Source organism: Pelorhabdus sp. sgz311001, assembly GCF_055901755.1.
On record NZ_JBVXUT010000005.1, the window covers coordinates 162,230 to 186,573 of the forward strand.

26 protein-coding genes and 2 riboswitches are annotated in these 24,344 nt (G+C 45.4%); all 26 genes read right to left on the reverse strand.

All coding sequences use genetic code 11. From position 1 onward, the window contains the following. Positions 1-113: 113 nt before the first annotated feature. The 26 genes from AC0MXB_RS13535 to AC0MXB_RS13660 all read right to left on the reverse strand — a co-directional run bounded on the left by AC0MXB_RS13535 (position 114) and on the right by AC0MXB_RS13660 (position 24,343). Positions 114-551, reverse strand: coding sequence for a hypothetical protein (locus tag AC0MXB_RS13535; RefSeq protein WP_474040233.1), 438 nt, complete (start codon positions 549-551; stop codon positions 114-116). Positions 552-641: 90 nt separating this feature from the next. Next, positions 642-1,349 (reverse strand): thiamine phosphate synthase, encoded by a 708-nt coding sequence (locus tag AC0MXB_RS13540; protein WP_474040234.1) that lies wholly within the window; start codon positions 1,347-1,349, stop codon positions 642-644. Beyond that, the gene (locus tag AC0MXB_RS13545) at positions 1,346-1,654 is read right to left on the reverse strand and encodes an MTH1187 family thiamine-binding protein (RefSeq protein ID WP_474040235.1); all 309 of its coding nucleotides are present in this window, start codon (positions 1,652-1,654) and stop codon (positions 1,346-1,348) included. Before AC0MXB_RS13545 ends, AC0MXB_RS13540 begins: the two co-directional genes overlap by 4 nt. After that, positions 1,655-2,491 carry a hydroxyethylthiazole kinase gene (gene thiM, locus AC0MXB_RS13550; protein WP_474040236.1) on the reverse strand — a complete coding sequence of 279 codons (837 nt, stop codon included), beginning with the start codon at positions 2,489-2,491 and terminating at the stop codon, positions 1,655-1,657. 53 nt (positions 2,492-2,544) lie between these two features. Then, a riboswitch (TPP riboswitch) is annotated at positions 2,545-2,643 on the reverse strand. Between the two features lie 26 nt (positions 2,644-2,669). Continuing rightward, positions 2,670-3,977: a trans-sulfuration enzyme family protein gene (locus tag AC0MXB_RS13555; RefSeq protein WP_474040237.1), complete on the reverse strand. Its 1,308-nt coding sequence runs from the start codon at positions 3,975-3,977 to the stop codon at positions 2,670-2,672. 18 nt (positions 3,978-3,995) lie between these two features. After that, entirely contained in the window at positions 3,996-5,153 is a 1,158-nt protein-coding gene (locus AC0MXB_RS13560; RefSeq protein WP_474040238.1) for an iron-containing alcohol dehydrogenase, read from the reverse strand. Positions 5,154-5,275: 122 nt separating this feature from the next. Then, on the reverse strand, positions 5,276-7,525 hold the full coding sequence (locus tag AC0MXB_RS13565; protein ID WP_474040239.1) for a DMSO/selenate family reductase complex A subunit: 2,250 nt from the start codon (positions 7,523-7,525) through the stop codon (positions 5,276-5,278). A gap of 44 nt (positions 7,526-7,569) precedes the next feature. Beyond that, entirely contained in the window at positions 7,570-8,148 is a 579-nt protein-coding gene (locus AC0MXB_RS13570; protein WP_474040240.1) for a DMSO/selenate family reductase complex B subunit, read from the reverse strand. Between the two features lie 150 nt (positions 8,149-8,298). Then, positions 8,299-9,015: a L,D-transpeptidase family protein gene (locus AC0MXB_RS13575; RefSeq protein WP_474040241.1), complete on the reverse strand. Its 717-nt coding sequence runs from the start codon at positions 9,013-9,015 to the stop codon at positions 8,299-8,301. A 54-nt stretch (positions 9,016-9,069) separates the two neighbouring features. Beyond that, on the reverse strand, positions 9,070-9,582 hold the full coding sequence (gene mobB / locus AC0MXB_RS13580; RefSeq protein WP_474040242.1) for a molybdopterin-guanine dinucleotide biosynthesis protein B: 513 nt from the start codon (positions 9,580-9,582) through the stop codon (positions 9,070-9,072). Further along, the gene (mobA, locus tag AC0MXB_RS13585) at positions 9,530-10,195 is read right to left on the reverse strand and encodes a molybdenum cofactor guanylyltransferase (RefSeq protein WP_474040460.1); all 666 of its coding nucleotides are present in this window, start codon (positions 10,193-10,195) and stop codon (positions 9,530-9,532) included. The genes mobB and mobA overlap by 53 nt, the downstream gene beginning before the upstream one ends. Then, the gene (locus tag AC0MXB_RS13590; protein ID WP_474040243.1) at positions 10,192-11,406 is read right to left on the reverse strand and encodes a molybdopterin molybdotransferase MoeA; all 1,215 of its coding nucleotides are present in this window, start codon (positions 11,404-11,406) and stop codon (positions 10,192-10,194) included. Before AC0MXB_RS13590 ends, mobA begins: the two co-directional genes overlap by 4 nt. 11 nt (positions 11,407-11,417) lie before the next feature. Next, a complete protein-coding gene (locus tag AC0MXB_RS13595) occupies positions 11,418-12,440 on the reverse strand; it encodes a molybdopterin-binding protein (RefSeq protein WP_474040244.1) in 1,023 nt (340 codons plus the stop codon). A gap of 38 nt (positions 12,441-12,478) precedes the next feature. After that, a complete protein-coding gene (locus AC0MXB_RS13600) occupies positions 12,479-12,916 on the reverse strand; it encodes an MOSC domain-containing protein (protein ID WP_474040245.1) in 438 nt (145 codons plus the stop codon). Between the two features lie 56 nt (positions 12,917-12,972). Continuing rightward, positions 12,973-13,461, reverse strand: a complete 489-nt coding sequence (locus AC0MXB_RS13605) for a MogA/MoaB family molybdenum cofactor biosynthesis protein (protein WP_474040246.1) — start codon at positions 13,459-13,461, stop codon at positions 12,973-12,975. Between the two features lie 5 nt (positions 13,462-13,466). Then, positions 13,467-13,967, reverse strand: a complete 501-nt coding sequence (gene moaC / locus AC0MXB_RS13610) for a cyclic pyranopterin monophosphate synthase MoaC (protein ID WP_474040247.1) — start codon at positions 13,965-13,967, stop codon at positions 13,467-13,469. Further along, positions 13,967-14,947, reverse strand: a complete 981-nt coding sequence (gene moaA / locus AC0MXB_RS13615) for a GTP 3',8-cyclase MoaA (RefSeq protein WP_474040249.1) — start codon at positions 14,945-14,947, stop codon at positions 13,967-13,969. Before moaA ends, moaC begins: the two co-directional genes overlap by 1 nt. An 82-nt stretch (positions 14,948-15,029) precedes the next feature. Then, a riboswitch (molybdenum cofactor riboswitch) is annotated at positions 15,030-15,158 on the reverse strand. Positions 15,159-15,161: 3 nt separating this feature from the next. Beyond that, a complete protein-coding gene (locus tag AC0MXB_RS13620) occupies positions 15,162-15,737 on the reverse strand; it encodes a flavin reductase family protein (RefSeq protein WP_474040250.1) in 576 nt (191 codons plus the stop codon). Then, positions 15,734-16,702: an arsenosugar biosynthesis radical SAM (seleno)protein ArsS gene (arsS, locus tag AC0MXB_RS13625; RefSeq protein WP_474040251.1), complete on the reverse strand. Its 969-nt coding sequence runs from the start codon at positions 16,700-16,702 to the stop codon at positions 15,734-15,736. Before arsS ends, AC0MXB_RS13620 begins: the two co-directional genes overlap by 4 nt. A gap of 29 nt (positions 16,703-16,731) precedes the next feature. Further along, positions 16,732-17,529, reverse strand: a complete 798-nt coding sequence (locus AC0MXB_RS13630) for an MBL fold metallo-hydrolase (protein ID WP_474040252.1) — start codon at positions 17,527-17,529, stop codon at positions 16,732-16,734. Further along, entirely contained in the window at positions 17,526-18,005 is a 480-nt protein-coding gene (locus AC0MXB_RS13635) for a GNAT family N-acetyltransferase (RefSeq protein WP_474040253.1), read from the reverse strand. The genes AC0MXB_RS13630 and AC0MXB_RS13635 overlap by 4 nt, the downstream gene beginning before the upstream one ends. A gap of 268 nt (positions 18,006-18,273) precedes the next feature. Next, positions 18,274-19,296: a molybdopterin-binding protein gene (locus AC0MXB_RS13640; RefSeq protein WP_474040254.1), complete on the reverse strand. Its 1,023-nt coding sequence runs from the start codon at positions 19,294-19,296 to the stop codon at positions 18,274-18,276. A gap of 21 nt (positions 19,297-19,317) precedes the next feature. After that, the gene (locus AC0MXB_RS13645; protein WP_474040256.1) at positions 19,318-21,519 is read right to left on the reverse strand and encodes a molybdopterin-containing oxidoreductase family protein; all 2,202 of its coding nucleotides are present in this window, start codon (positions 21,517-21,519) and stop codon (positions 19,318-19,320) included. Next, the gene (locus tag AC0MXB_RS13650; RefSeq protein ID WP_474040257.1) at positions 21,516-22,820 is read right to left on the reverse strand and encodes a radical SAM protein; all 1,305 of its coding nucleotides are present in this window, start codon (positions 22,818-22,820) and stop codon (positions 21,516-21,518) included. Before AC0MXB_RS13650 ends, AC0MXB_RS13645 begins: the two co-directional genes overlap by 4 nt. A gap of 39 nt (positions 22,821-22,859) precedes the next feature. Continuing rightward, complete coding sequence (nrfD, locus tag AC0MXB_RS13655; protein ID WP_474040258.1) at positions 22,860-23,783, reverse strand: NrfD/PsrC family molybdoenzyme membrane anchor subunit; 924 nt, start codon at positions 23,781-23,783, stop codon at positions 22,860-22,862. Next, positions 23,783-24,343 (reverse strand): 4Fe-4S dicluster domain-containing protein, encoded by a 561-nt coding sequence (locus tag AC0MXB_RS13660; protein ID WP_474040260.1) that lies wholly within the window; start codon positions 24,341-24,343, stop codon positions 23,783-23,785. Before AC0MXB_RS13660 ends, nrfD begins: the two co-directional genes overlap by 1 nt. Position 24,344 lies beyond the last annotated feature (1 nt).

Below are 24,344 nucleotides of genomic sequence, written 5' to 3' on the forward strand. Positions count from 1 at the left end.
ATTATAAGACAAAATCCCTCTTTTTTATCGTAAATTTTCCAAATTAAAAAAGCTGCCTTCGGCAGCTTTTTCATTAGGTTTCGATATACAATGTAGGTTTTCAACTGAGAAGCTCATCCGTTAGAAGCTGAGCCAACAGCAAGCCCAATTAGAAAAGCGGCGATATTATGCATAGCCTCATTATGCCGCTGCTCTTCAAGCTCTTGGCGATCTTTCCATGCTCGCCAGGATTCATGATCGCGCCGAGCCATTTCGCGCTCATGACGAGCCATCTCTAAATCATGTTGCCGCTCTCTTTCATGGAAACGTTCCATAAACCGTTCATGACGTTCTCTTTCCTCACGCTGTCTTTCCCGCCAATGACTCCGACTTTCAAAACTCCAACGCTGCATCGCTTCATTATGGCGCCGATCTTCCTGTGTATAAGCTTCATCATGACGCATCCGCCACTCGTCACCAGGCGATGCTTCGGAGGTACTCATAAACAATCCTGTTTGCATAATTCCGGCCAATAAAGAGAAAGCAATAAATTTCTTCGCTTTTTGATTCATAGTTTATCCCTCCACTATTTACTAATGTAAGTATAAACTAGAAATATGACAAAATTATGACTATACTACCCAAATAATGGCTTAGCTATATCACCGCTGCCCTTTAGCCTCATCCCAGGCTTTGGCCAACGCAGTAGCTGCTCCCTTTGGATCATCCGCTTCAGAAACGGCCGATACAACAAAAAAGCCTGCGATTCCCGTTTGGGCTAACTGCGGTATATCAACAAGTTTAACGCCCCCACCCACTACGACGGGAATGGGACTAAGCTTAGCCAATTTTGCGATTTCATCAAAGCTTCTAGTAATCACATTTCCACTGTGATCCATGCCGCAATCGGGTTTTGTTTTTGTTTCATGTAAAGGGCCAGCGCCAAAATAATCAATCTGACTCACATCAGCCGTTGTAATATAATCAAACAATTCATGCGTTCTAGCCGATAAGCCAACAACCGCATCTTTGCCGAGATATTCCCGGCAAACATCTACAGGAATATCAGTTTGACCAACATGAATCCCATCCACTTTTACACCAAGCTTTCTTGCCGCCAAAACAACATCTAAGCGATCATCAACAAGAAGGGCCACAGTGTTTGATTTACCAAGACTTTTAATAACATCGGCTGCCTGACGGGTTAGTTCAATCATTTCAGCGGCAGAAGCTACTTTCGAACGAATTTGCACACAAGTAAAACCAGCCGCCACAGCATCACGAACAATTTCTGCTACAGGACGCTTCTTCGTATTTTCTGGACCAACAACAAGATAGGCTGAAATATCTAAATTTGTTCTTATACTCATTTCTCATCCTCCAAAATTTCGTTGACCTTTTCCACCTTCGCCTGAATCATATTAGTAAAGCTAGGGCGTATATCAGCTTTTAGAACGACTTCGGTACGAATCCCCTTCGCCGCAAGTACAAAAGTTGCCGCTTTAACAACTTGCATCACGTCGTCCCATTCTCCTTCGATCTCAGTAAACATGGCAGTAGTACGATTAGGCAAACCGGATTCGCGAATGACTTTTACCACTTCAGCTACATAGGGAGCAAGTTCATCGCCTACGCCGCAGGGAGCAATAGCAACAGCAACTAAAGTATTCATCATTTATACCTCCTTAATATCAAAAGGATTATCAGCAATCTCGCTTGCTGTGGCCTTATATAATTCATCAAGAAACTGGATTTGAAAATGTCCTGGACCATCCACCTGCTCGGCCGCACGACGTCCCGCTAAATTGTAAATCGCTGTAGCGGTAAGCGCTGCAATAAAGGGTGATGCCGCTGTAAGATAAACTGCCGCAACACCGCCTAGAGAACAGCCTGCCCCAGTAATTTTAGTCAAAAAAGTTGACCCGCCTTGAGAAAAAGCAACGATGGCACCGTCTGTGATTAAATCGATTTCTCCTGATACAGCAACAGCGCCGCCCGTCCATTTCGCCAAGGCAACAGCTGCTGTTTGGGCAGTATTGACAGAGTCAGTCGAATCAACGCCGCGCACCTTTGACGCCTCAGTTCCTCCTGCTAAATTCCATAAACCAGCTAAAGCAATAATTTCTGAAGCATTGCCTCGAATGATACTCGGTTTATACTCTTTAAATTGAAGCAATAGTTTTGTTCTTAGCTCGCCAATGCCCACAGCAACAGGATCAAGCACCCAAGGTTTATTTGCCTCATACAAAGCTTTGGCGGTACGCGGCAATGTCTCCTCGTAAACGGGAAGAAGTGTGCCGACATTAATATAAGTAGCGCCGCCCGCCTTCGCTAAAAACTCCCCTTCATCAGGCAAATACACCATAGCCGCTGCACCACCGACAGCGAGCTGCGCATTTGCCACAAAATTGATTGTAACAGAATTTGTAATCGATCCTGCCATTGGATTTGTTTTCTGTACTGTTTCTACGGCTTGTATCATCTGCGCTTGAATACTTTTCTTATCGATCATTTTGCCCTCTTTCCATGCAAAAAAAATGCTCACCTGCATTCGGTAAGCATCTTTCGCACTGTCCTATTGCTTCCCTACGTCAGCGTTAACTAACAGGTTCAAAGGGTCAGGTTTTACCTTCTCAACTCTAAGGAGTCCCCCCGCAATCTATTATTTTCTATAACGTATCACTTCTCATCTATTCTGTCAATGTAGTATCTGCCGAGCAAAGTAAATGTTTCTCTGCCGCTTGGGTAAGATCCGCCACAAGATCTTGATACGCTTCGAGTCCCGCATGGAACCGTAAAATAAAGCCGTCCGGTAGCGGCGTAACTTGCCGCTTACCATGTACAGGCAGTACGAGTGACAAATGTCCGCCCCAGCTTTCCGCAATCCAAAACAGATTTAAAGCATCCATAAAAGCTTCAAGCTGTCGGCTCGCTAGATCAGAGCAAAAAACCACGCTAAACAAACCATTCCCTTTATGAAAATAATGCTGGAAGCGTTCATAGTAAGGGGAAGATATCAGAGTCGGCGACAGAACTTCGCGGGTAAAAGGCTGCTTGCTAAACCATTCTATCAGTTGCTGCGCTGTGGCAGCATGACGGTCAAGCCGCTCTGTAGCCGAATCGATACGATGATACAGCCGGGAACAGGTCGTTGGTGCTACTGCACCATTGCCAGCAGCGCGCAATTCATCGGAAATACTCTGCCAGTCACTTTCATGCTTCGTAATGACAACGCCTGATGGCGTATCGCCGTAACCGCCTTCATACTTCGTTGTAGCTTGTATAACAATATCCACGCCATAGTTAAGGGGCTTAAACCGAACATGGCTTGCCCAAGTATTATCCATAACAGTACGCAGATTTGCCGCTTTTGCTATAGCAATGATTCCGTCGATATCGGGAATTTCAAAAGTACCACTGCCCGGCGCCTCTAGATAAATCATGAGATCATCTCTATGGGGATACTCCTGATGCGCTTTGCATAAAACTGCCGAAAATTCTTCTTTCGATGCACCTGCCGGGTAACGAATCTGAGTGATCTTTCTTCTATTTAAATAACGTACCATCGGTCCATAGACGCAATCAGGAAGCAAAATTGCTTTCGGTGAAAAAGCGGCTAAAGTTGTCGAAATTGCCGACAAGCCTGATGGACAAATAACCGCTCCATAGCCATTATGAAGCGCCGCGATTTTTCTGCAGACAGCATCTGCTTCCGGCGTTTGAGGTATGCCATATTCCGCCCCGCCATAGGGTGCTTTGCCACATTCATCAGCGATACGATAGGCTTCCAGGGTAGGAAATAAAACAGAACTTTGGCCCCAGGAACCCGTTTGTGAAAACTGCGCTGCATCGCCAAGCCCGGCGGGATTGGGATGGCCGTGAACCTTATAAGGATTCATAACCGGTTCTTGCACCAGTCTGGTCTTGCTTGAGCACTGCATGAGAAAGTTACGCCTCGCCTCGCCCCGCATCGCAGCTTCCATTGTTTCATATTTCATAGTGAATTCTCCCATACCTTAATAACCGTCATTGTAAGCCTTATCAAACAAGGCCATATAGCCTTCCTTGGTTATAACTCGCGGATTGCTGTCATTCGAACCATTCTTCACCGACATTTCCGCCAGAAGTTCGAAATCTGCCTTGTCGATATTTAAAGACCGTATCCCAGGCAACCCGATTTTTTGCGACAAGGCCTTAATATGTTCAATGCCTTGTTGCGCAGCCTTCGCGTCATCCTGTTCGTCAATTCCCATAGCGCGGGCAATTCGTGCGTACTTATACTCCACCGATGGCAGATTGTATTCCATCACATAAGGCAGTAATATGGCGTTGCACATACCATGCGGCGCATCATACAGACTCCCCAAGGCTTCCGCCATGCAATGCACTGAAGCAACATCGGCATGACTAAAAGAAAGTCCCGCCAAAAGACTGCCCATCATCATTTTATCACGAGCCTCGCGATTCGTACCATTTGTTACGGCCTCCAGGATATTTTGCGCGATATATTCGACAGCGTACAACCCAACAGCCTCGGCAATTGGTTCCGTACAATTTGCTGTATAGCCTTCGATTGCGTGCGTCAGAGCATCAATCCCTGTAGCCGCGGCAACCATTGCGGGAACCGTAAATGTCAGTTCAGGATCGACAATAGCGACTTTTGCAGCAATTGCCGGGCTTTTTATGGTAAATTTGAACTTCTCTTTTGTATCAGTAATAACTGAGGAAAAAGTGACTTCACTGCCCGTACCAGCCGTTGTCGGAATGGTAATAAGCGGCAAACAATCATCCTTTATTTTATTCTTGCCTTGATAGTCGCGGACTTTTCCCCCTTGGCGCGTCAGGACAGCCACCGCCTTGGCCGCATCAATTGGACTGCCGCCGCCAAAAGCAACTAATGCATCAATACCCTGTTGTCTAGCAAGCTCAGCCGCCGCCTCCACATTGGTATCCTTCGGGTTCGCCTCGATAGCATCATAAGTAATAAAAGCCACGTCTGCAGCGGTAATAAGATCACTGATTTTCTGCAAAAGTCCCGTTGCCGCTAGACCTTTATCGGTAATAATCATGACTTTTTTTACGTTCAATAATCGCAGTTCTTCCGCCAAAACACTTACTATTCCAGCGCCATATCTAATTTTTGTCGGTAATAAAAATTCAAAGCAGTCGATCAATACATCCGCCCCCTTAATGTACTAACATACCACGAACAGGCTTTTTGCTTGACGCAGTCTATTTGTGTCATATTGTATATTCTCCATGATCAGGTTAAATCCTGGCAAAAAAGCCCAATTTTCTATTTTTCTAAAGGCTCACTTTTGTCGCTTTCCACTTCCACCAAATTCGTGTGCTGGGGATTGCCAAAAGCCAGAGGTGTTGGCGCATATTTCGTCAGAACATTAATGCAGCCGCGCCGATCAATCCCTTGTTCATCAGGCGTCCACCAGGCTCCTTGCGGTACTGATACAACACCTGGCATAATTCGAGGAGTTACTTTTACTGGTAAAACAATAATACCGCGAGCGTTGAAGACCCGGACATTTTCCCCAGCAACGATCTGTCGGCTTGCGGCATCAAGCGGATTCATCCAGACTTCCTGACGTCCTGCTTCCTCCATCCAGCGAGTATTATCAAAGGTCGAGTGGACACGGCGCTTATAATGATGCCCGATACACTGAAGCGGATATTCTTTTATCAAAGGATCTTCCGGTCCTTCCCAAGCCGTAATATATTTCGGTATAGCCGGAATCGTTTTTAGTTTCTCCATTTGCCATAGCCGCTGTGAAAAGATCTCGATTTTTCCTGATGGCGTTGGAAAAGGGTATTCTTGGGGATTATCAATTTGCTCTTGAAAGGCAATATAAGGCTCCTTGTAATAACGACGATAAATCCCTTTGGCCTGAAGCTTTTCAAACGACGGAAAATCAGGATCAACCTTTCGCGTTTCTGCCACAAGATACTGTAGCCATTCTCGTAAGGTACGCCCTGCTGTAAACACATCGTGCAGCCCCAGTTTTTGGGCCAAATCGCTAACCCAACTATAGCCATTGCGGCATTGGCCTGGCGGCTCTACCGCCTGATTTCCATATAAAACATAGTCGCCATAAAGCCAGGGATTGACTAGATCTTCCCGTTCCATAAACGTATCGGCAGGTAAAACAATATCAGCATATCTTGCGCTAGGTGTAAGAAAGTGGCCGTTATCAACAATCAATTCCGCTAATGCTTCATCTTCCAATAATTGAGCCGTACCATTCGTATCAGAGTGCTGATTTGTTAAACAATTACCGCCCAAGTTAAAAATTAGCTTAATATTAGAATTCAGTTTAGAAACCCCTCTGACCCCTGCTTCCGCTCCCATTTCAGTTCCCCGTACTAGCGCTTCAGTCCAAGTAAACATAGAAATTTGTGCTTTGCAAGGATTGGAAATTGGGATAGACGCAAGCGGAATGTCTTGGGCTGGTTTACCATGGCCTGAAGCCCAACCGCCCTTCCTGCCAACATTTCCTGTCATGGCCGCTAAGACAGTGCCACAACGAACTATTTGTTCGCCATAGGCATGACGCTGTGGACCATACCCTTGAATCAAAGCGCCTGGTCGCCTTGTGGCATATTTTCGCGCTAAAGCTGTAATCTGCTCGCGTGGTATTCCCGTAATTGATTCGGCCCATTCCGGAGTTTTTGCCTTTTTATCAGATCCCAATCCTAAAATATAAGCTTTAAAAGAATTTCCATCTGGAATATGCGGCGGCATGTGCTGCTCATCAAATCCCAGACAGTAGGTATCAAGAAATGACTGATCCTGTAAGTGTTCAGTAATCATGACATACGCCATTGCCTCTAAAAGAGCGCAATCCGTTGTAGGACGAATCGGAATCCATTGATCGGCCAGAGCTGCCGTCGTATTCGAATAGACGGGATCAATCGAAATAATTTCGGCCCCAGCTTGTTTAGCTTGCTTAAGATAAAAAGCCGTATTCGTACCGTGAATCGTTTCTGCCGGATTCCAACCTAAAAGAATAATCAGTTTTGAGTTTATCCAATCTTCCCGGCTACTTCCAGTGCGATTCGTTCCAAAGGTATAGGGAGTCGCATCTTCCGTACAGGCTGTGCTATACGTTCCATAATAGGAAAGAAAACCGCCGTAAAAACCTAGAAGTCTCGCCATCCAAACGCGTTCCGACGTTTTTCCGGAATTCCCTGTAGCATAATTTAAATAGATCGCCTCAGGGCCGTATTGCTGCATAATTCGCCTTGTCTGACAGGCAATCGTCTCTAAAGCTTCATCCCAACTAATTGGCGTAAACTTACCCTCGCCACGCTTGCCGATACGCTTTAAAGGCTGAGTTAAGCGATCGGGATGATACATATAATCACGATAAGAACGGCAGCGCAAACAACCACGCAACTGCGGATCGCCAGGCTTATCCAAAATCGTATCATCAGCAGAAATTTTTACAACCTTACCATCTTTTACATGGGTTTTAAACAGACAGCGGCCGCCACAATTTAAAGCGCCTGCCGTATAGACTACTTTTTCAGCCATAACCTACACCTCTGGTACCGATTTTACAATTCTAACTGAGACCATTATATATTGCCGTGACGATGCGGCGTGATGACCAGCGCCGGTTCCGTCAAGGATTTATCAACCATGCCCTTTGTCTGCGAAACTGAGCCATATTTTCGCTGCAACTCTTCTAGCAAGCCATAGTCTAACACCCGCATCGGACAAGCCGCTACACATGCCGGTTCTTTGTCTTGCTCCAGTAGATCAAGGCAAAAATCACATTTTCCCATTTTTCCTGTAGTCTGATCAAGCTGTAACGCTTCATAAGGACAAGCTGTCGTACACTGTTTACAGCCAACACACTTTTCCACTGCTAATAAAACAATACCATCTTCCTCACGTTTTCTTAAGGCGCCAGTAGGACATACCGCAACACAAACTGGTTTCTGGCAATGATTGCAGCTTAAAGAAGTCCAGAAAGCAAATACATTCTGGCGAATCACACCATCGACCTGCTCATATTCACCGCCGCAATATTCATAGACTTTCCGGTACAATTGCCCCTGAGGCAAATTATTTTTATCTTTACAGGCAATTTGACAGGTACAACAGCCAGAACAATGTTCTTGTGCAAAATAGAATGCCAATTGTTTTGTCATAAACTCTCTCCATCATATGAAAAAAGCGCCATGGCGCAAATTTCCAAATCAATTGCGCCATAAACGCTTTATATTTTATGTTTTATCGTTTCGCCTTACCTTCAGTAAAATCCTGCATTATCATCCTTTAAAACACTTATAAAGAATCAACTATAAGTCTAGTTTTTTAATAGTTTTCTTATCAGCGATTCCGGTAGGATTTAATCCATTGTCATATTGATATCTTTTTACAGCTACCTCCGTATTCCGGTCAAAAAAACCATCAGCCTGCCCTTCAAAATAACCAAGTTCTCTCAATTTCCGTTGTAGGATTACGACATCCGCGCCCGATATTTCATAGCTAAGCGTACGCTCAATATGAAATATTTGATCTTCTACTCTTACTGAAGTTCCTACTGGCACCCATTCATAAAGCTCTTCTATGTCCTTATTTCGCATTCGGATACACCCATGACTCGCTACCGTACCAATGCTCCATGGTTGGTTTGTACCATGAATTCCATATCCCCCCCAGGGCACACTAAGTGCTAAAAACCTTGTGCCAAACATATCACCTTTCCTATAGGATTTCCATACAATTGTCCAGTCGCCCACAGGCGTGGGTGTTTCATCTTTTCCAACTGCAATAGGATATGTTTTATACAAAGCGCCAGCGCTATATAATTGCAAAGTGAGATCAGGAATTTTGATAATGATCGTTATTGGCCCTGTGGGAGGATTCAAATTCTGACTCGGAATTGTTGTAAATTGCATATCCTCCCAATACTGAAGCCCCACCACAATAAAAGGTAGGCTTAGTAATAAAAAGGACATTACAATTACACTCATTTTAGGTTTTCTTAAAATAATCGCATGAATCAAAACCACGTTCTTTCTTTTCCATGAATATTTATATAAATATGATGTATTTTACTAAAATATTCAAGAAGAACGCTTCATAAAATTCTTACAGTAGTCCTCGATAAATTTCGCAACACCTTGGTAATCGTCGAGCTTGTAACAAGGTACGCCTACATCCCACGCTAAATCACTAACAATCCCCAACAACTCTTGGGGATTAGACAACAACTGGCTGGAAACAGCCGCTCGAACGATCTCTATTTTGGGTTTATTCCCGTACTTATAGCCCTCAGTTAGAATCAGATCAACGCCAGAAACCTTGGCGATTATCTCATCAAGCGTCTTTTCAGCCCCGCCATATTCAATCATCGCCATTTTTTTTGGCGATGCAATGGCTACAATATCAGCGCCGGCTTCCGCAAACCGCCAAGTATCTTTTCCGGGACAATCCATCGAAAAGTCGTGCGCATCATGCTTAATCACGGCAACCCGAATTTCGTCCGCTTTCAGCTCCCGAACAACCTGTTCCAATAAAGTAGTCTTACCTGTGCCGGATCTCGCCACAATCGATATAACTGGTATCACTGCCTCCATGATTTTTACTCCCTTCGGGATCTAAAATTTGACTGCCTTCTTTGGCACTTCGATAATCTTCCGGCGTATTCATATTAAAAAACAGCTCGCGCCAATCACCAAAGGGTTCAAGTTCCGCAGCAGCCACTTCGCGTACAGATATTCGCTCATATAAAGCCTGTACCTTTCTTTGATCCTGTTCGAGACAGGCTTCAATCGAAGGAATACAGCTTTTCGAGTAAACAGCGCACAAAGGCTCCCGCCGACCGACGACAAGGGGAACAACACTGTCACAGGAATTTTGACACAACAGAAGATACTGTAGTAGCGGGGCCGTAACAAAGGGCATATCGGCAGAAACAATCAAAGAATACTCATGTTTTGCGGCAAGCAGCCCCGCATGAATCCCGCCTAGCGGTCCTTTGCCTGCATACTGATCAGGCACTTCTCTCACGCCGTCGATCCCATACTTATTCCTTTGATTACTAGCAATAATAATATCATCCACAACAGCTTGCATGGTAACAAGAACTGTTTCGAGAAGTGTCCGTCCATTAATCTTTAAAAAGGTCTTATCCTGCCCCATACGCGAACTGCGGCCGCCAGCCAAAATAATACCGCTGGCAGCAATCATATTAGCCACGCTTTCACAGTCTGCCCACTGGCAAGCGGCTCACTACCTGCAGGTACATCAACAAGTACATCGCAGCCAATCATCGATTTCATCGTACCATTACTCTGGCTTTCTGCCAGCATGATCTGATTTCCGTCTCTATCGCGCTGCAACATGCCCCGCAAAAAACGCCGCTGATTACTTGCCTTGGAAAAACTATTAAGCAGTGTCGCTTCGATCGAAGGCAGCATAAATGCCTGCTGTCCCATCATCTTTTTAATCAGCGGCACAACAATAAGTTCAAAAGTAATAAAAGCTGCCGCAGGATTCCCCGACAAACCAATAAACAAAGTCTGATCTTTTTTCGCCGCAATCATCGGCGATCCTGGCTTTATCCGAATACGATGGAATAAAGTGGTGGCGCCAACTGTCTCCAGCGCCTTGGGAACAAGATCAAAATCGCCCACAGAAACGCCACCTGTCGTTATCACCAGATCAGCCTCACTGGCGGCAGTCTCCAGCAAACTGACAATGGCTCCAAGATCATCGTCGGCAATTCCTTTGTACTGAGGCTCCGCCCCAATTTCCAAACAACGAGCCCCCAGACAATGTAAGTTACTGTTATAGATCTTCCCTTTTGCCAAGGAGCAGCCTGGCTCGACAAGTTCATCGCCTGTGCTGATTAAAGCAACACGTACCGGCCGATAGGCTAAAACTGAATCAAGGCCCACAGCCGCAAAGAGTCCGATCAGCGGTGCTGTCACGATCTCGCCCCTCTGACCGATCGGATCCCCAATCTGTACATCTTCACCGGCAGGAACAATATTACTGTGAGGCTGCAATTCCTCGGCAATAAAAATCTTATCTTTCACTCTTGTTATATCTTCAAATTTAATGACGGCATCGGCGCCAGCAGGAATAGGCGCTCCAGTCATCAGCTTAATGGCCATACCTTCGCCTACTTGTTTTACTGCCACAAATCCCGCTCGAATTTCTTCCACAACCGTCAAAATTGCTGGCGCGGCAGCGTTTGCTCCCTTCGTATCAGCAGCTCTTACGGCATAGCCATCAAGGGGAGACCGATTAAAAGGTGGTACTTGTTGCTCGGACACTATTTTTTGCGCCAAAATCCGCCCGTTGGCTCGCAGCAGAGAAACTTTCTCTGGTCCAGTAGGTACGGCCTGTTCGAGCAGCAAATCTCTAGCTGCCTCTAGCAAAATATTACGCTGCATACCAACGCCTCCTATACACCTGTACCAAACGAACAGACAGGATAATGGCAAGTTTCACACTTCAAACATAAGCCGCCTAAACCCCATTTTACGATCATGGAACGAGTAATCGTCTCATTGGCTATTACAAGCGGTAAAACCAGATCAAATACCGTTGTCTTACTATACATAACACACCCGGGCAAACCTAGAATAGGAACATCTCCTAAATAAGCAACCATAAGCATAGCTCCTGGTAATACGGGCGCTCCATAAGTAACAATCTTCGCCCCTGAATTACGGATTCCCAGCGGCGTCACATCATCAGGATCTACTGACATGCCGCCAGTTGTCAAAATCAGCTCTGCTCCCTCGGCAATCAGTTGATGAATTGATCGAGTAATCTCTTCGGCCTGATCAGAAACAATACACTGACGAATCACTTCACAGCCATAGTTTTCCACCTTCTGCTTTACAACAGGACCAAATTTATCTTCGATCCGTCCATGATATACTTCACTGCCTGTTGTAACAATGCCAGCCCTGCGAGGTCTAAAAGGCTTGACGGTAATAACCGGGTTTCGAGCGCCAATCGCTTCAGCCTGCCGAATTTTTTCCTCTTCCATCATGAGCGGTACAACACGGACTGAAGCAATTGTATCGCCTTTTTTCACAGGACGATAATTGCTGCGTGTCGCTACAATCATATCTTCTATCGTATTGATCTGCACGAGCGTCTCTTCGTCAATCACGCAAATGCCGTCTTCTTCAGCAACAAGATTGACCTTACCTTCATGGGGCTCAGTTAGAAAAAGTCCGGGCGCGGCTACCGCTTTCGCCAAGCGAATCCCTGCGTCATTTTCATGCAGCAAGCCTTCTTGCGGCAACCATACATAAATGTGTTCTTTACCTATACTTAGTAACTCAGGCACATCGGCTTCAGTAATTACGTGCCCTTTTTTAAAAGCTCTTCCTTTATACTCGCCGGGAACAATTTTGGTTATATCATGACACAAAACCGAGCCAACAGCTTCTTCTACTCTAATCATCTCCATGGTCTTCATCCCTTTCCGCGCTTTTGGCCTTCCAGCAATTATTCCATAATTTCAATCAGATCGCCAGCCTGAATCCACCCGGAAGTAATCATTTTAGTAAAAATCCCTTCTCGCGGCATAATGCAGTCACCGACCTGTTGGCGAATCGCACAACCGCCATGACATTCTTTGCCGATCTGCGTAACTTCCATAACGGTGCTGCCGACTTTCAGCCGCGTTCCTACGGGAAGCTCAAACAGAGTAATCCCTTCTGTTGTAATATTTTCAGCAAAGCTGCCTGTGGCCAGTTCACTTAATCCCATTGCTTCCATTTTATGAACACTTTCTATTCCTAGCAAACTAACCTGTCTATGCCATTTACCAGCATGAGCATCTCCTTCCAGACCATGTTCTGTCAGAAAATGTCCCTGGTCAATTGCTTCTTTCGGAACTCCCTTTTCTCTGCTAATATTAACTGCTAATACTTTTGCCATCATTATTCTCCTCCTCGTGATTCTTCAATTCTATTTTATTTTTAAGTCCTAGGTCTCGATCAACCTTGGCCGCACTCTGCTGCAGCGCCTATCAAAATATCCAGGCCATGGTCAAGCGGCCCCATGATAGCCTCCAAAGACTCTCTAACGCCTTTCACACTACCAGGCAAATTAATAATCAACGTTTTATTGCGTATACCGGAAACCGCACGAGATAACATCGCTTTTGGCGTTTTTTGCAATCCGTAAAAACGAATCGCCTCAGCAATGCCTGGCGCCTCTTTCGTAATAACTGCCTTTGTCGCCTCAGGCGTTACATCACGGTTGGAAAAACCGGTTCCGCCTGACGTCAAAAGCAACTCAACACCTACTTCATCACAAATGTAACGCATTTTTTCTTCAATTAAGGCTTGTTCGTCAGGAATAATTTCATAATAGATAACTTTGTAGTTTTTTTCTAGCAGCCTTTGTATTTCCTGACCACTGCCATCTTCTCTCTCTCCCCGCGACCCTTTATCACTTAAAATCAAAATGCCTAGTGTATGCATAAATGTCAGTCCCCTTTACCACTATCAATTTCATTGCGCCGTACATGACCGCTTTTCCCGCCCTGTTTTTCTAGCAGGCCAATATCAGTAATAGTCATCCAGCGATCTACGGCCTTACTCATATCATAAATTGTAAGCGCCGCAATGGACGCGCCGCTAATAGCCTCCATCTCCACGCCAGTCTTACCAGTTGTTTTCGCTTCGCAAAGAATTACAATTTGTGATTCTTCCGGCTCAAGTTGAAAGGAAATATCAACAGATGATAAAAACAGCGGATGACACATCGGTATCAGGGACGACGTCTGCTTGGCGCCCATAATTCCGGCAACCTGTGCAACACCTAAAACATCACCTTTTTTCATGGTTCCTGCCGCAATTTTCTGCAAGGTTTCCGCTTGCATTTTTACAACAGCCCTGGCAACAGCCACTCGAACCGTATCGTCCTTAGCGCTCACATCGACCATGCGAGCCCGTCCTTCTGTATTAAAATGCGTAAATTCCATCATTAGCCTCCAATTTGATACATTTTTCGTTCATTGTCGGCCCCCCAGCCTTCTGCCATATGATGCCTGTTGGGCTTTTCCAAAATAGCTTTTCGCAACAGCTCTGTGATTTTTTCATCATTGAGACCATTTTGCAACGCTAGTTGTACATTAATTTCTTTTTTCCCGAAAAGGCAGCCTCTAATCTTACCATCAGCCGTCATTCGAATCCGATTGCATTCTTGGCAAAAATGATGGCTCATCGGACTGATAAAACCTACCGACCCCTTGCCGCCTTCAAGATTATAGCTTTTCGCCGGTCCACCGCCTCGTACCAGCGAAGTTGAAAGAAGCTTGTAGTCTTGCTCAATAATTTCCTTTACTTCATCAACACCCATCAGGCGATCTTGTTGATAAAAAGGCAAATCACCTACAGGCATAAACTCGATAAATCGAACATGAAGCGGCAATCTAAAAGCAAGTCTGGCAAAATCAGCAATTTCCTGATCATTGATCCCCTTCATTACAACGACATTGATCTTGACAGGATTCATGTCTAGTTCCAGAGCGGTTTCAATTGCTTTTGTCACATCACCAACATGTCCCCGACGGGTGATATAGTGAAAACAGTCCTCTTTAAGACTATCTAAACTGAAATTTACCCGAGTAAGCCCTGCTGCTTTTAATTCTCTAGCCATAGCCGTAAACAGAACGCCATTTGTTGTAAGACCAATGTCTTCAATTTGCGCCTGTTCTGCTGTTGCCCTGATTAGCTTTGTAATATCTTTACGAACGAGCGGCTCTCCACCGGTAAAACGCACCTTGCAAATACCAAGACCAGCAGCTAAAACAACGATCCGTTCAATCTGCTCCAACGATAAAACGCCATAATGTCCAATATTATCAACGCCTTCTTCGGGCATACAGTAGCGGCAGCGCAGGTTGCAGCGATCCGTAACAGAAATACGCAAATAGTCAATTTCTCGGCCAAAACTATCTTTCATCCGAGTCCCCACCCTTCTCCTTTAAATAAAGACAAAAACTTTAAAAGAACTTTCATACAGGAAACGTACGAAAACTCTCTTAAAGTTTTCTTATGCGTCTCCTTTCCAAACAGGAGGCAGCCGGATTTCTCCGGTTACCTTGCGGGCTGTGAGCCCAGGCCGTGCAATCCTGGCGAACTTTAGATCGCACGGCTCGGAGATATATATTTATCATCTAGGATTTATTCCATTTGCTTCCTGCCGCATAGGTGCTGCCAATTGTCGCTCCCAACTTATAATACTTCCTGTCAATAGCACTGCTTATTAGCGGTGAAACGCTTGCCATACGCACTGCATTCTGTTCATCAAGCACTGCTTCCTCAGCGTGAACCTCTAAAATTTCACCGATAAACTGCCAGTGTGATCCTAGTTCCAGTTGACAGCGAACGTGACATTCAAATACTACAAGCGCTTGTGCAAAAACTGGCGCATGAACCAAAACGCCGGATCCTGCCTGCCAGCCTAAAGCCAGGCACTTGTCTTCCTCTCGCCCTGAGTGCATTCCCGTATAATCAGCCTGCACCATCTGCATAGTTGAAACAATATTAACTGTAAAAGCTTCTTGTTTGCGTATATTTTCATAAGTATAACGTTCTTTTTTCACCGAAATAGCAAGACAAGGCGGCTCAGAACAGCAGATACCTCCCCAGGAAAGGGGCATCACATTAGGACGATCCAGCTCGTCATAGGTACCAATGAGCCATACTGGTGACGGAAACGGTAATAGTGAAGGCCCCAACCGCTTTTTCATTCCCCGACTGCCGCCTCAGCTAATGATCCCTGACAGCTGCTGCCAGCGCCCGCTACGCAGGAAAAACAGTGTTCTCCAACACAAACGGCTTTTCCCAGCACATCCTGCGCTGTTGCCTCAGCCACAGTAGCGATGCCAGGAATCGGCAGTTGGAGTGCCTGATTGAAATCACAATCATACAAACGCCCCTGCCAATCTACACTCACTTGGCTGCAACACATGACTTTCTCCAGGTTTTTTTCATTAAAATGATTGGCCTGCATCTTAATATACGAATCCAGTTCCCCCTCCTGCTCCAAGTGCTGACGAAAACGGCCGACTGGCACATTCGTGATCGTAAACAAATGATTGAACTGGATCGCAAAATTTTCCCAGAGGATGCGTTTATAATCCGCTTCCAACTCCGCCTGTGGCCCTGGCAATACAGGGCCTCCTGGATTGTATACTAAATCCAGCGTAAGATTCGGTTCTGTTCCGTAACCAATTTTATTAAGCTTTTGTAACACGCGGATACTAGAATCATAAACCCCGGCGCCACGCTGTGCTTCGACGTTTTCAGCTGTATAACAAGGCAAAGATGCAATAATACCTACTTGCTGCTCCCGGAAAAACGATCTTAAATAGGAATACTTCTTATGTTCCAAGAGCGTCAGGTTACTCCGTACGGTAATCGTTTTAACCGAAGGCAGCTTGCGCAATCCTAGTATGAGATAAGGCAACTGCGGATTCAGTTCAGGCGCACCGCCAGTAATATCAATATGAGAAATCCGAGTCCGTCTGACAAAGGCCATACAATCACTGAGTACATCAGGCCCCATCATTTCCTCTCGCTGCGGGCCAGCGTCCACATGACAATGGTTGCAGTGCAAATTACACATATAACCGACATTGATCTGTAAACTGTGAAGTTCGGAACGAGTTAAAGGCATTTTTGCCTCCTGTATATACGCTGTAAAATCCTCCATAGTGTCCTCCTGTTTTCCATCATCAATTATTACAAGGCAAAGCTGCGACCATCATAGGCAATACTTACTGTATTGTACTTTTGCAAAACAGTTTCTAATTCCTGAGTAGAAATCGCTTGAGCATAATGCATAGACAAATGGGTCAAGACAGTATGTTCAACCTGCATTTTTTCGCCCAATAAAATAGCCTGATCAACTGACATATGCGACTTAGGATACCAGTTGTCGCCATAAAAAGTTGCATCACAGATAAGCCATTGTGCTCCTTTTACATATTTCTCTGTTACACTCGGCAATCCGGCTGTATCGGTAAAGTAGGCAATCGCTCCTTTGGGTGAAGTCAAAAGTATGCCTGCCGTTTCTATGCCATGTTCAGCTGGAAGAGTCATGATCTGTATATCGCCAAAGTCAACTGGTTGTTCAAAAACCCATGGTTCTATCTGAATAATATCGTTCAACTGAGGAAACGTTGCCTGACATTCCTGTACAGCGCTAGGCGGCAGCCGCAACAGAACCTTGCTTTTTCGTTTGAGTCGTATATAATACTCCAGCTCCCCTAAGCCGCCAAAGTGGTCATAATGCCAATGAGTAATCCACACTTCATCAAATGAATCGATATCATGGTCAATAAGCTGTTGTCTGATATCTGGTGAAACATCAATCAAAATCCGATAGTCACCACTCTGCACCAGAGCACTGCTGCGTGTTCTTCTAAGTGCTCGCTTTTCCTTAGCTGCTCTACATTCCGCGCAAGAACAAAAAAACGAAGGAACACCAGGGCCACAACCTGATCCTAATATCATGAAATGATTTACAATTTCTTTCATAGCTTTTTCCGCATCCTTTCCGCAAGCATAGCTACAGGCCGACATTCGTCTTGCGAACAACAGAATTGGCACTGACAGTCAAAGGGATAAGCGAGCTTAGAAAAATCACTCACAATAAAACCGTATTTTTCATAAAAGCCAACGGCACTCCCCTTTGCAACAGTCGTAACCCGAAACACTTCCGGCGTTGCTTCGGAAAAATCATAACAGTAACGGGCTGGATTTTTGATCAACGCTTGAAGAAAGCTCGCTCCTAAACGTTTTCCTTGCCAGCCTGGTTCAACAGCAAAAACAGCTAAGTGGAATTCCCCCACCACTTCAGTCGGTACAACCATAGCACCTGCCGCTATTTTATCGCCCTTCCTCACAACGACATGAAATTCCGCGGGCCCCGCTATATCCATTTGATATGATAAAAAGAGATTTCTTAGTGCAGCTTCGTCACTTTCCTGAGCAAAGGTAATCGTAGGTGTCATCTCGCAACTCCTGAGCTCCTTTCTTGTTATAAGTTCTTCCAGTAAAAAATTTGAATGTTTCGTCCATTTATACTTTAGCAAGTTTTGTGCCAATGTCCCAACAGCAGGAATAGGGGGACTTTGGCAGAAAAGCTCTTCTCTTTTCGTTTCATTTTGCGATTTAGTTTTTCCGATTCCCATTTTGACACAATGAGATAAACAACAAGGAAGGATCGCTTTTATCAAACGATCCTTCCTTGTTATTTATCTATTTTATTGTTCATACTTGTTATTTACCAAAAGGACAAACAGGATAGGTACAAGTATTGCACTGCAAACAAAGGCCGCCATAACCGAGTTCCGCAAAATCAAGTTTTGACATCCATTCTCCGGCCAAAATTCGTGGAAAAACAAGATCAAAAATAGTAATTTTAGCATACATGCCACAGCCAGGCATGCCCATAATCACCGTATCGCCATGGTAAGCCAGCATAAACATAGCACCTGGCAGTACTGGTGTTCCATACGTAACAACCTGCGCTCCTGTAGAGCGAATTGCGTCAGGCGTCACATCGCTCGGATCAATAGACATACCACCTGTGGCAATAATAATGTCTACCCCGCGCTCTTTATAGTCAAGAATGGTTTGCTTGATCGCCTCACGATCATCGGGCTGATACACAATATCGACAAGCGTTGCCCCATACCCCGCCACTTTTTCGGCAAAAATCGGTGCATAACGGTCTTTAATCCGGCCATAATATACTTCATTGCCTGTAATGATCGCGCCAACATTCAGATTGCGCAGCGATTTCACAGAAATAATTCCATTGTATTGACCAGCGATACTTTCGACCGAAAGAACCATTGTTTCATTCACAACAAGAGGCACTACCTTGATTCCGGCCAACAATTCGCCGCGTTTTACCAGTATATTGTCATGACGCGTTGACACAACGGCATGCTCGACCATATTAATCGCGGTCACTGCAGTGCGATTGATTTTCAGCAACCCGTCACTATCGGCAATAATATTAATCCGTCCATCTTTCGGCTCAGTCATAACAACATTTTCACCGCAGACAGATTCAGCAATCCGAACAATCGCATCTTCTTCATGAATTTGTCCAGGCAATAAATCTAACAGGAAAATAGGATCACTGCCCATTTTCTTTAAATAAGGAACATCTTCGGCACAAATAACATGACCTTTTTTCAGTACTTCGCCGCCATAGCCAGAAATAGGACTCGTCAAATTCCGTCCTAAAACCATTCCCACTGCATCTTCCGCATTTACTTTACGTAAGCTCATACGGATCCCTCCTGCGTCACTCTAGTCAACGGACCAGACTCGGCAAGGAATCCCGTTATATACCGAGGTTCCTGTCAATGGATCCGCCGCTTCTGCATCGGCCTGAGTCAAAATATTGGCATTGGCAATCCAAAGCCCGCTTAGCGTAGGCTCTGCTTTGGCCATTTCTGGATACCACCAACCATATTCTACGCTCACAACGCCATCGCACATCGTAATAATTTTGACAATAAAACGTGCTTTTCCTCTTTCTGTTTCCACCCATACAGGAATTCCATCACTTACCCCCAGCTGTTTGGCCGTAGCGGGACTCATTTCGATAAGCGGTGCAGGATGGAGCTTGCGCAAAGCATCAAATTGCCGAAAACTTGATGCATAATAAGGCTGAAACCGAGCACCGGTAATCAGTTGCAACGGAAATTTAGCTTTATCGCGGCCTAGTCGGACTTTGGGCAGTGGATCACCGCCAATTGCTTTCAAAAGCTCGCTATACAATTCTACCTTGCCAGTCATCGTAGCAAAACCAACAGGCTTACCAGTCTGGCTGTCAATCCGTTCATATTTTTGGTGATCTTCTTCGGGATAATATAGACCGGACTCGCAAAAATCCTGCCACGTAAATCCCGTTGGCGCTAAAATATCTTCTAATGTATCTTCTAAACTTTCCCAAGGCCATTGACCTTCCTGCCCTAGACGCAATCCGAGTTCCCGCCAAAAAGCATAGTCTGTACGCCGTTCATAATACGGCGCCACTGCTTTTTGACCGCCGTAAGCAATATTGGCCGTACCTGCTTTCGTCTCAAACAAGGGACGCTCCAGCGCTCCCGCACTTGGCAGGATAAAATCAGCCAGCATAGCTGTTGGCGTTTGAAATAGTTCGAGACACACCAATAGATCAAGCTTTTTTAAAGCCTTATAGACTAAGTGCGTATCAGCCTGCGTCAACAAAGGATTCGTTGCCATAACCACAAGCGACCGTATCGGATAAGGTTTGCCTGTGATGATCGCGTTCCAGACTAGATTAGGCTGTGCCGATGTCAGATAGCGTAGCGGCAGCCGCTTATTATGGCGCATCGTCAGCTCCCGAACCCGATCATACCCCTTATAAGACTGCAGTAAAAACGGATTGAGCTGCTTTTGCCGCACAGAATCAGGAAGATTTTCACTCAGTTCCAGATCTAATTCTGGAATAAAATCAGGCATTTCATGAATATGCGAAGCCCCATCACGATCAATATTTCCTGTAATGGCTTTCAACAGTGCTAGGCCATGATGGGTCGGTACACTATTGCAGCCAATCTGATCAATTCCTCTCCCCGAAAAGAGTGTGGCTGGACCATTTTTCGCATACAAGCGAGCCGCTTTTATAATCAGCTCAACCTCAACACCAGTTTTTTCGGCCACATTTGCTGGCGTATAGGCCGAAACATGCTGAACTAGCTCGCTAAAGCCATGGCACCAATTTTCCACAAAAGCTTGATCATAGAGTTTTTCCTTAATAATTACATGCAATAGCCCTAATACCAGAATTGCATCAGTTCCCGGTCGTACAGGCAGCCATAACTGCGCGAGCTGCGCGGCGCGAGTTTTTCGCGGATCAACAACAATGAAGGGCTTACCTGTTTTACGAAAATGAATCATCTCTCGCCATAGCAGTGAATTATCTGATTCAGAAGGATTCATTCCCCACACAACCAGACAATTCGTTTTTGCCGGATCAAGTTCACTTTCAATAGGCCAGCCAAATAAAACGGTATTGATCCAGGTTCCTGGGTTCCAACAAATCTGGCCAATTCCCATATTATTGGGACTGCCAAATAAATTCATAAACCGATGTAAAGGCCAATATATAGCATGAGGGCCGCCAATGCATGTTGCCAGCATTTCCGGTCCATAGCGATTTTTCAGTTCTTCCAGCTTTTGTGCAATTTCGCCAAGAGCCTCATCCCACGATACTCGCTGCCATTGGCCGCTGCCCCGCTCCCCCACGCGTTTCAGTGGATAATTAATCCGCTCCGGATGATCAATAAATTGCGGCGCCAACCGCCAGCGCGAGCAACCGCGCTGAATGCTTTCATCACCAGGATACTGCGTGGGATCCGGTCTAACACTTTTCACTTTACCATTTTTCACGTCAGCCAACAGCCCGCACTGATAACCGCAGAAACGACAATTCGTTTTGACCAAATTGGCTGCCTCTAGATCATTCGGTTGACTCGTCATAACTCATTCTTCCTTTTTCCCTCTTTATTTGTCAACTGATACACGCAAAAAGGAATAATATGGCCATCAGGCCCCATAACGGTCATGCTGCATTCCTGTATTTTTTTCAAATCAAGAATATCCGCATCCATAAAATTCATCATAACGACTGACAATCCACGTTGTATCTCAGGAAATAAGGCTTGCGCAATATCAGGAAATACCGCCCCTTGCGGACTGGACGGATCAAAAGCCGCTTGATAGGTTTGGGGCGTAATCATACTCGTAAGTGAAACAATAGCCCCATCCTGTTCCACAAGATAAGTTGCCGCATCACATAGAGGATGGGAACAGCCCAACGGCCAAAAATCATTTGCTTTGACAATACCGTCACTTTGTTGTTCCAACATATGGGCTACGTCGCCAATTGTCAAGCGCCGCACTGGCGCCACATCAAAACGGCCTGAACCAAAAGCAGGCTGATAAGCTACACCAGCAATCACATCATTATTTTCCAATGCAAATTTCAAGACAGCTCCAACGTGATCATCGTTGATGCCGGCAATAACGGTCATCGCTAATACCACCTGAACTCCCTGGCGTCGACAATTGGCAATCGCTTGCATTTTTTTTGCCAAAAGGTCACGACCGCGGATTGTTTTATATAAAGAGCCGTTCATTCCGTCAAACTGCAAGTACACGCCACTGATCCCCGCCGCAGCAAGCTTGGCTAAATAAGCCTCATCTTCGGCAATAACCAGGCCGTTAGTATTGATTTCAATCGCTGAAAATCCAACGCTTCTTCCTAATGCTACAATATCAGGCAAATCAGGCCGTACTGTTGGTTCACCGCCAGTGAGTTGAATACTAACATCAAAACCGACTTGATCTCTTACCGTTTCAAACATGCCTTTCAGTACTGGCAAAGAGTACTCCTTATCTTCTACGCAAGCCTCTTCCCCAGCCGCCATGAAGCAGACAGGACAGCGCAAATTACAACGGTGAGTCGTTTCAAATTCAACCAAAGTCGGACGACGGCGGTGTGTTTCACATAGGCCGCAGTCTTCAAGGCAGCGGCCCGTTGACGGTCGAACAGTTTGCGGTTTTATATAAGGAAAGTGAAAACTGCTCATCCAACGATAGTGCTCGGCATCAGGCCATAAATAAGACTCAAAAGCGCCGTGCTCCGGACATTCTTTTTCCATATAGACAGCCTGATCACGCGTAGTAATCTGTGCTGCAATTACCTTCAAACAAACAGGGCAGACACTCTTAGTCGTATCAATCAGGTTGGTTTGTTGCTTCGGCTTAGATAATTGCACATGGCTCACTCCTAACTCAATGGGTAGATATTAGCTTTATTACTTGTTCCAAGCTTTAATAAAGGCCTCATCACCTTTGGGCAGACGAGACCGATACAATACTTCTCCTGGCAGCCAAGTGCGGTCTTTACCACCATAAATAACCAACATACGCATGGTTATACCGCCAAAGAGCGTTAAAGCAGCTCCAGCTGCTCGCAGGTTCATTGAATCAGACAGTAATAGAATCAGCGGCACAAGCGTACCAACAAACAGGAATCCGCCTTTAAACCACAGGGAAAAATCCCCCTTCAGCCAACGCTGGGCCGCCACAGTTTCCGCCGCCTGACCGCCGCTCTTTTTAACAGCCACATAGCCCAGCCAAAACAGCAATTGAAAAAAGAGCAATACTGCGGCAATCGTCGGAAATACGGACAGCGCATCAGTCAGTGTAGCTGGCGGAATTACTAGACCGCACAGAATATGGGCTGCCAATCCGGTTACAAAAGACGAAAGAACGAATAAAACCATTATGCCAGGCCCATGCCAGAACGGCCGACCTTTGTGCCGTGCGAGTAAAACCCCGGGATACGTGGCAACAACAAGACCACTGACGGCACAAAGGATCGCAAAAATCTTACGAATAAGCGCCCAATTGCTCCAGTAAAAGAAATCAAAACCAAAGGACGCATAAATCAGTCCGAAGGTAATCGCAAAAGACATACACCAAGCACCAACTGTCAGGATTGCTTTAGGATTCATAAATACCCGTAAGGCCTGGAACGGTCTTCCTAGTTCGAGAATCAGCATAGCCGACCCCAGACCAATCACTACAGGCGCTAATACATTAGCAAGCAAAGAAGTCCGTCCTTCTCCCACAAACAAATCAAGGACTCCTATAATCACGAGCATTCCGCCGCCCATGCCAGCAAGAAAAATATCAACAGCCAGCATCCATCCCCAAATATCATGCTTCTGACTCATCAGAGCTTCACCTCCGAATCACAAATATAAAATACATAGGGCTCTGTTCCCAGTTCTCCCAATAATCGTACTGGATGATTGGAATGAACTAGCTTATATACTTCACTAGACGGATCATCAAGATCACCAAAAATTCTCGCCTTCTGGTGACAGGTTTTCACGCAATGCGGCAGTAATCCCGCATAAATGCGATCTTTACAAAAGTCACATTTTTGCACAGTCCCTTTTTCATGATTGGAAACTCGCGCACCGTAAGGGCAAGCCATCACGCAAGCCTTACAACTAATGCACTTTTTCTCTTCCACAAAAACAATACCGTCGTCATTTTGCTGCGATGCCCCCGTCGGACAAGCGTCAACACAGGGAGAGTTGCCGCAATGCATGCATAAAAGTGGCAGATGCACCATATGCACATCAGGAAATACACCAGTAGGCCCAATCGTCGTAACCGGATTATAGATCATATCAAGGGGGAGATGGTTATGAACCTTACAGGCAACGGTACAAGAATGGCAACCGATACAACGGCGCGTATCAATCACCATAGCATAACGCGTCATC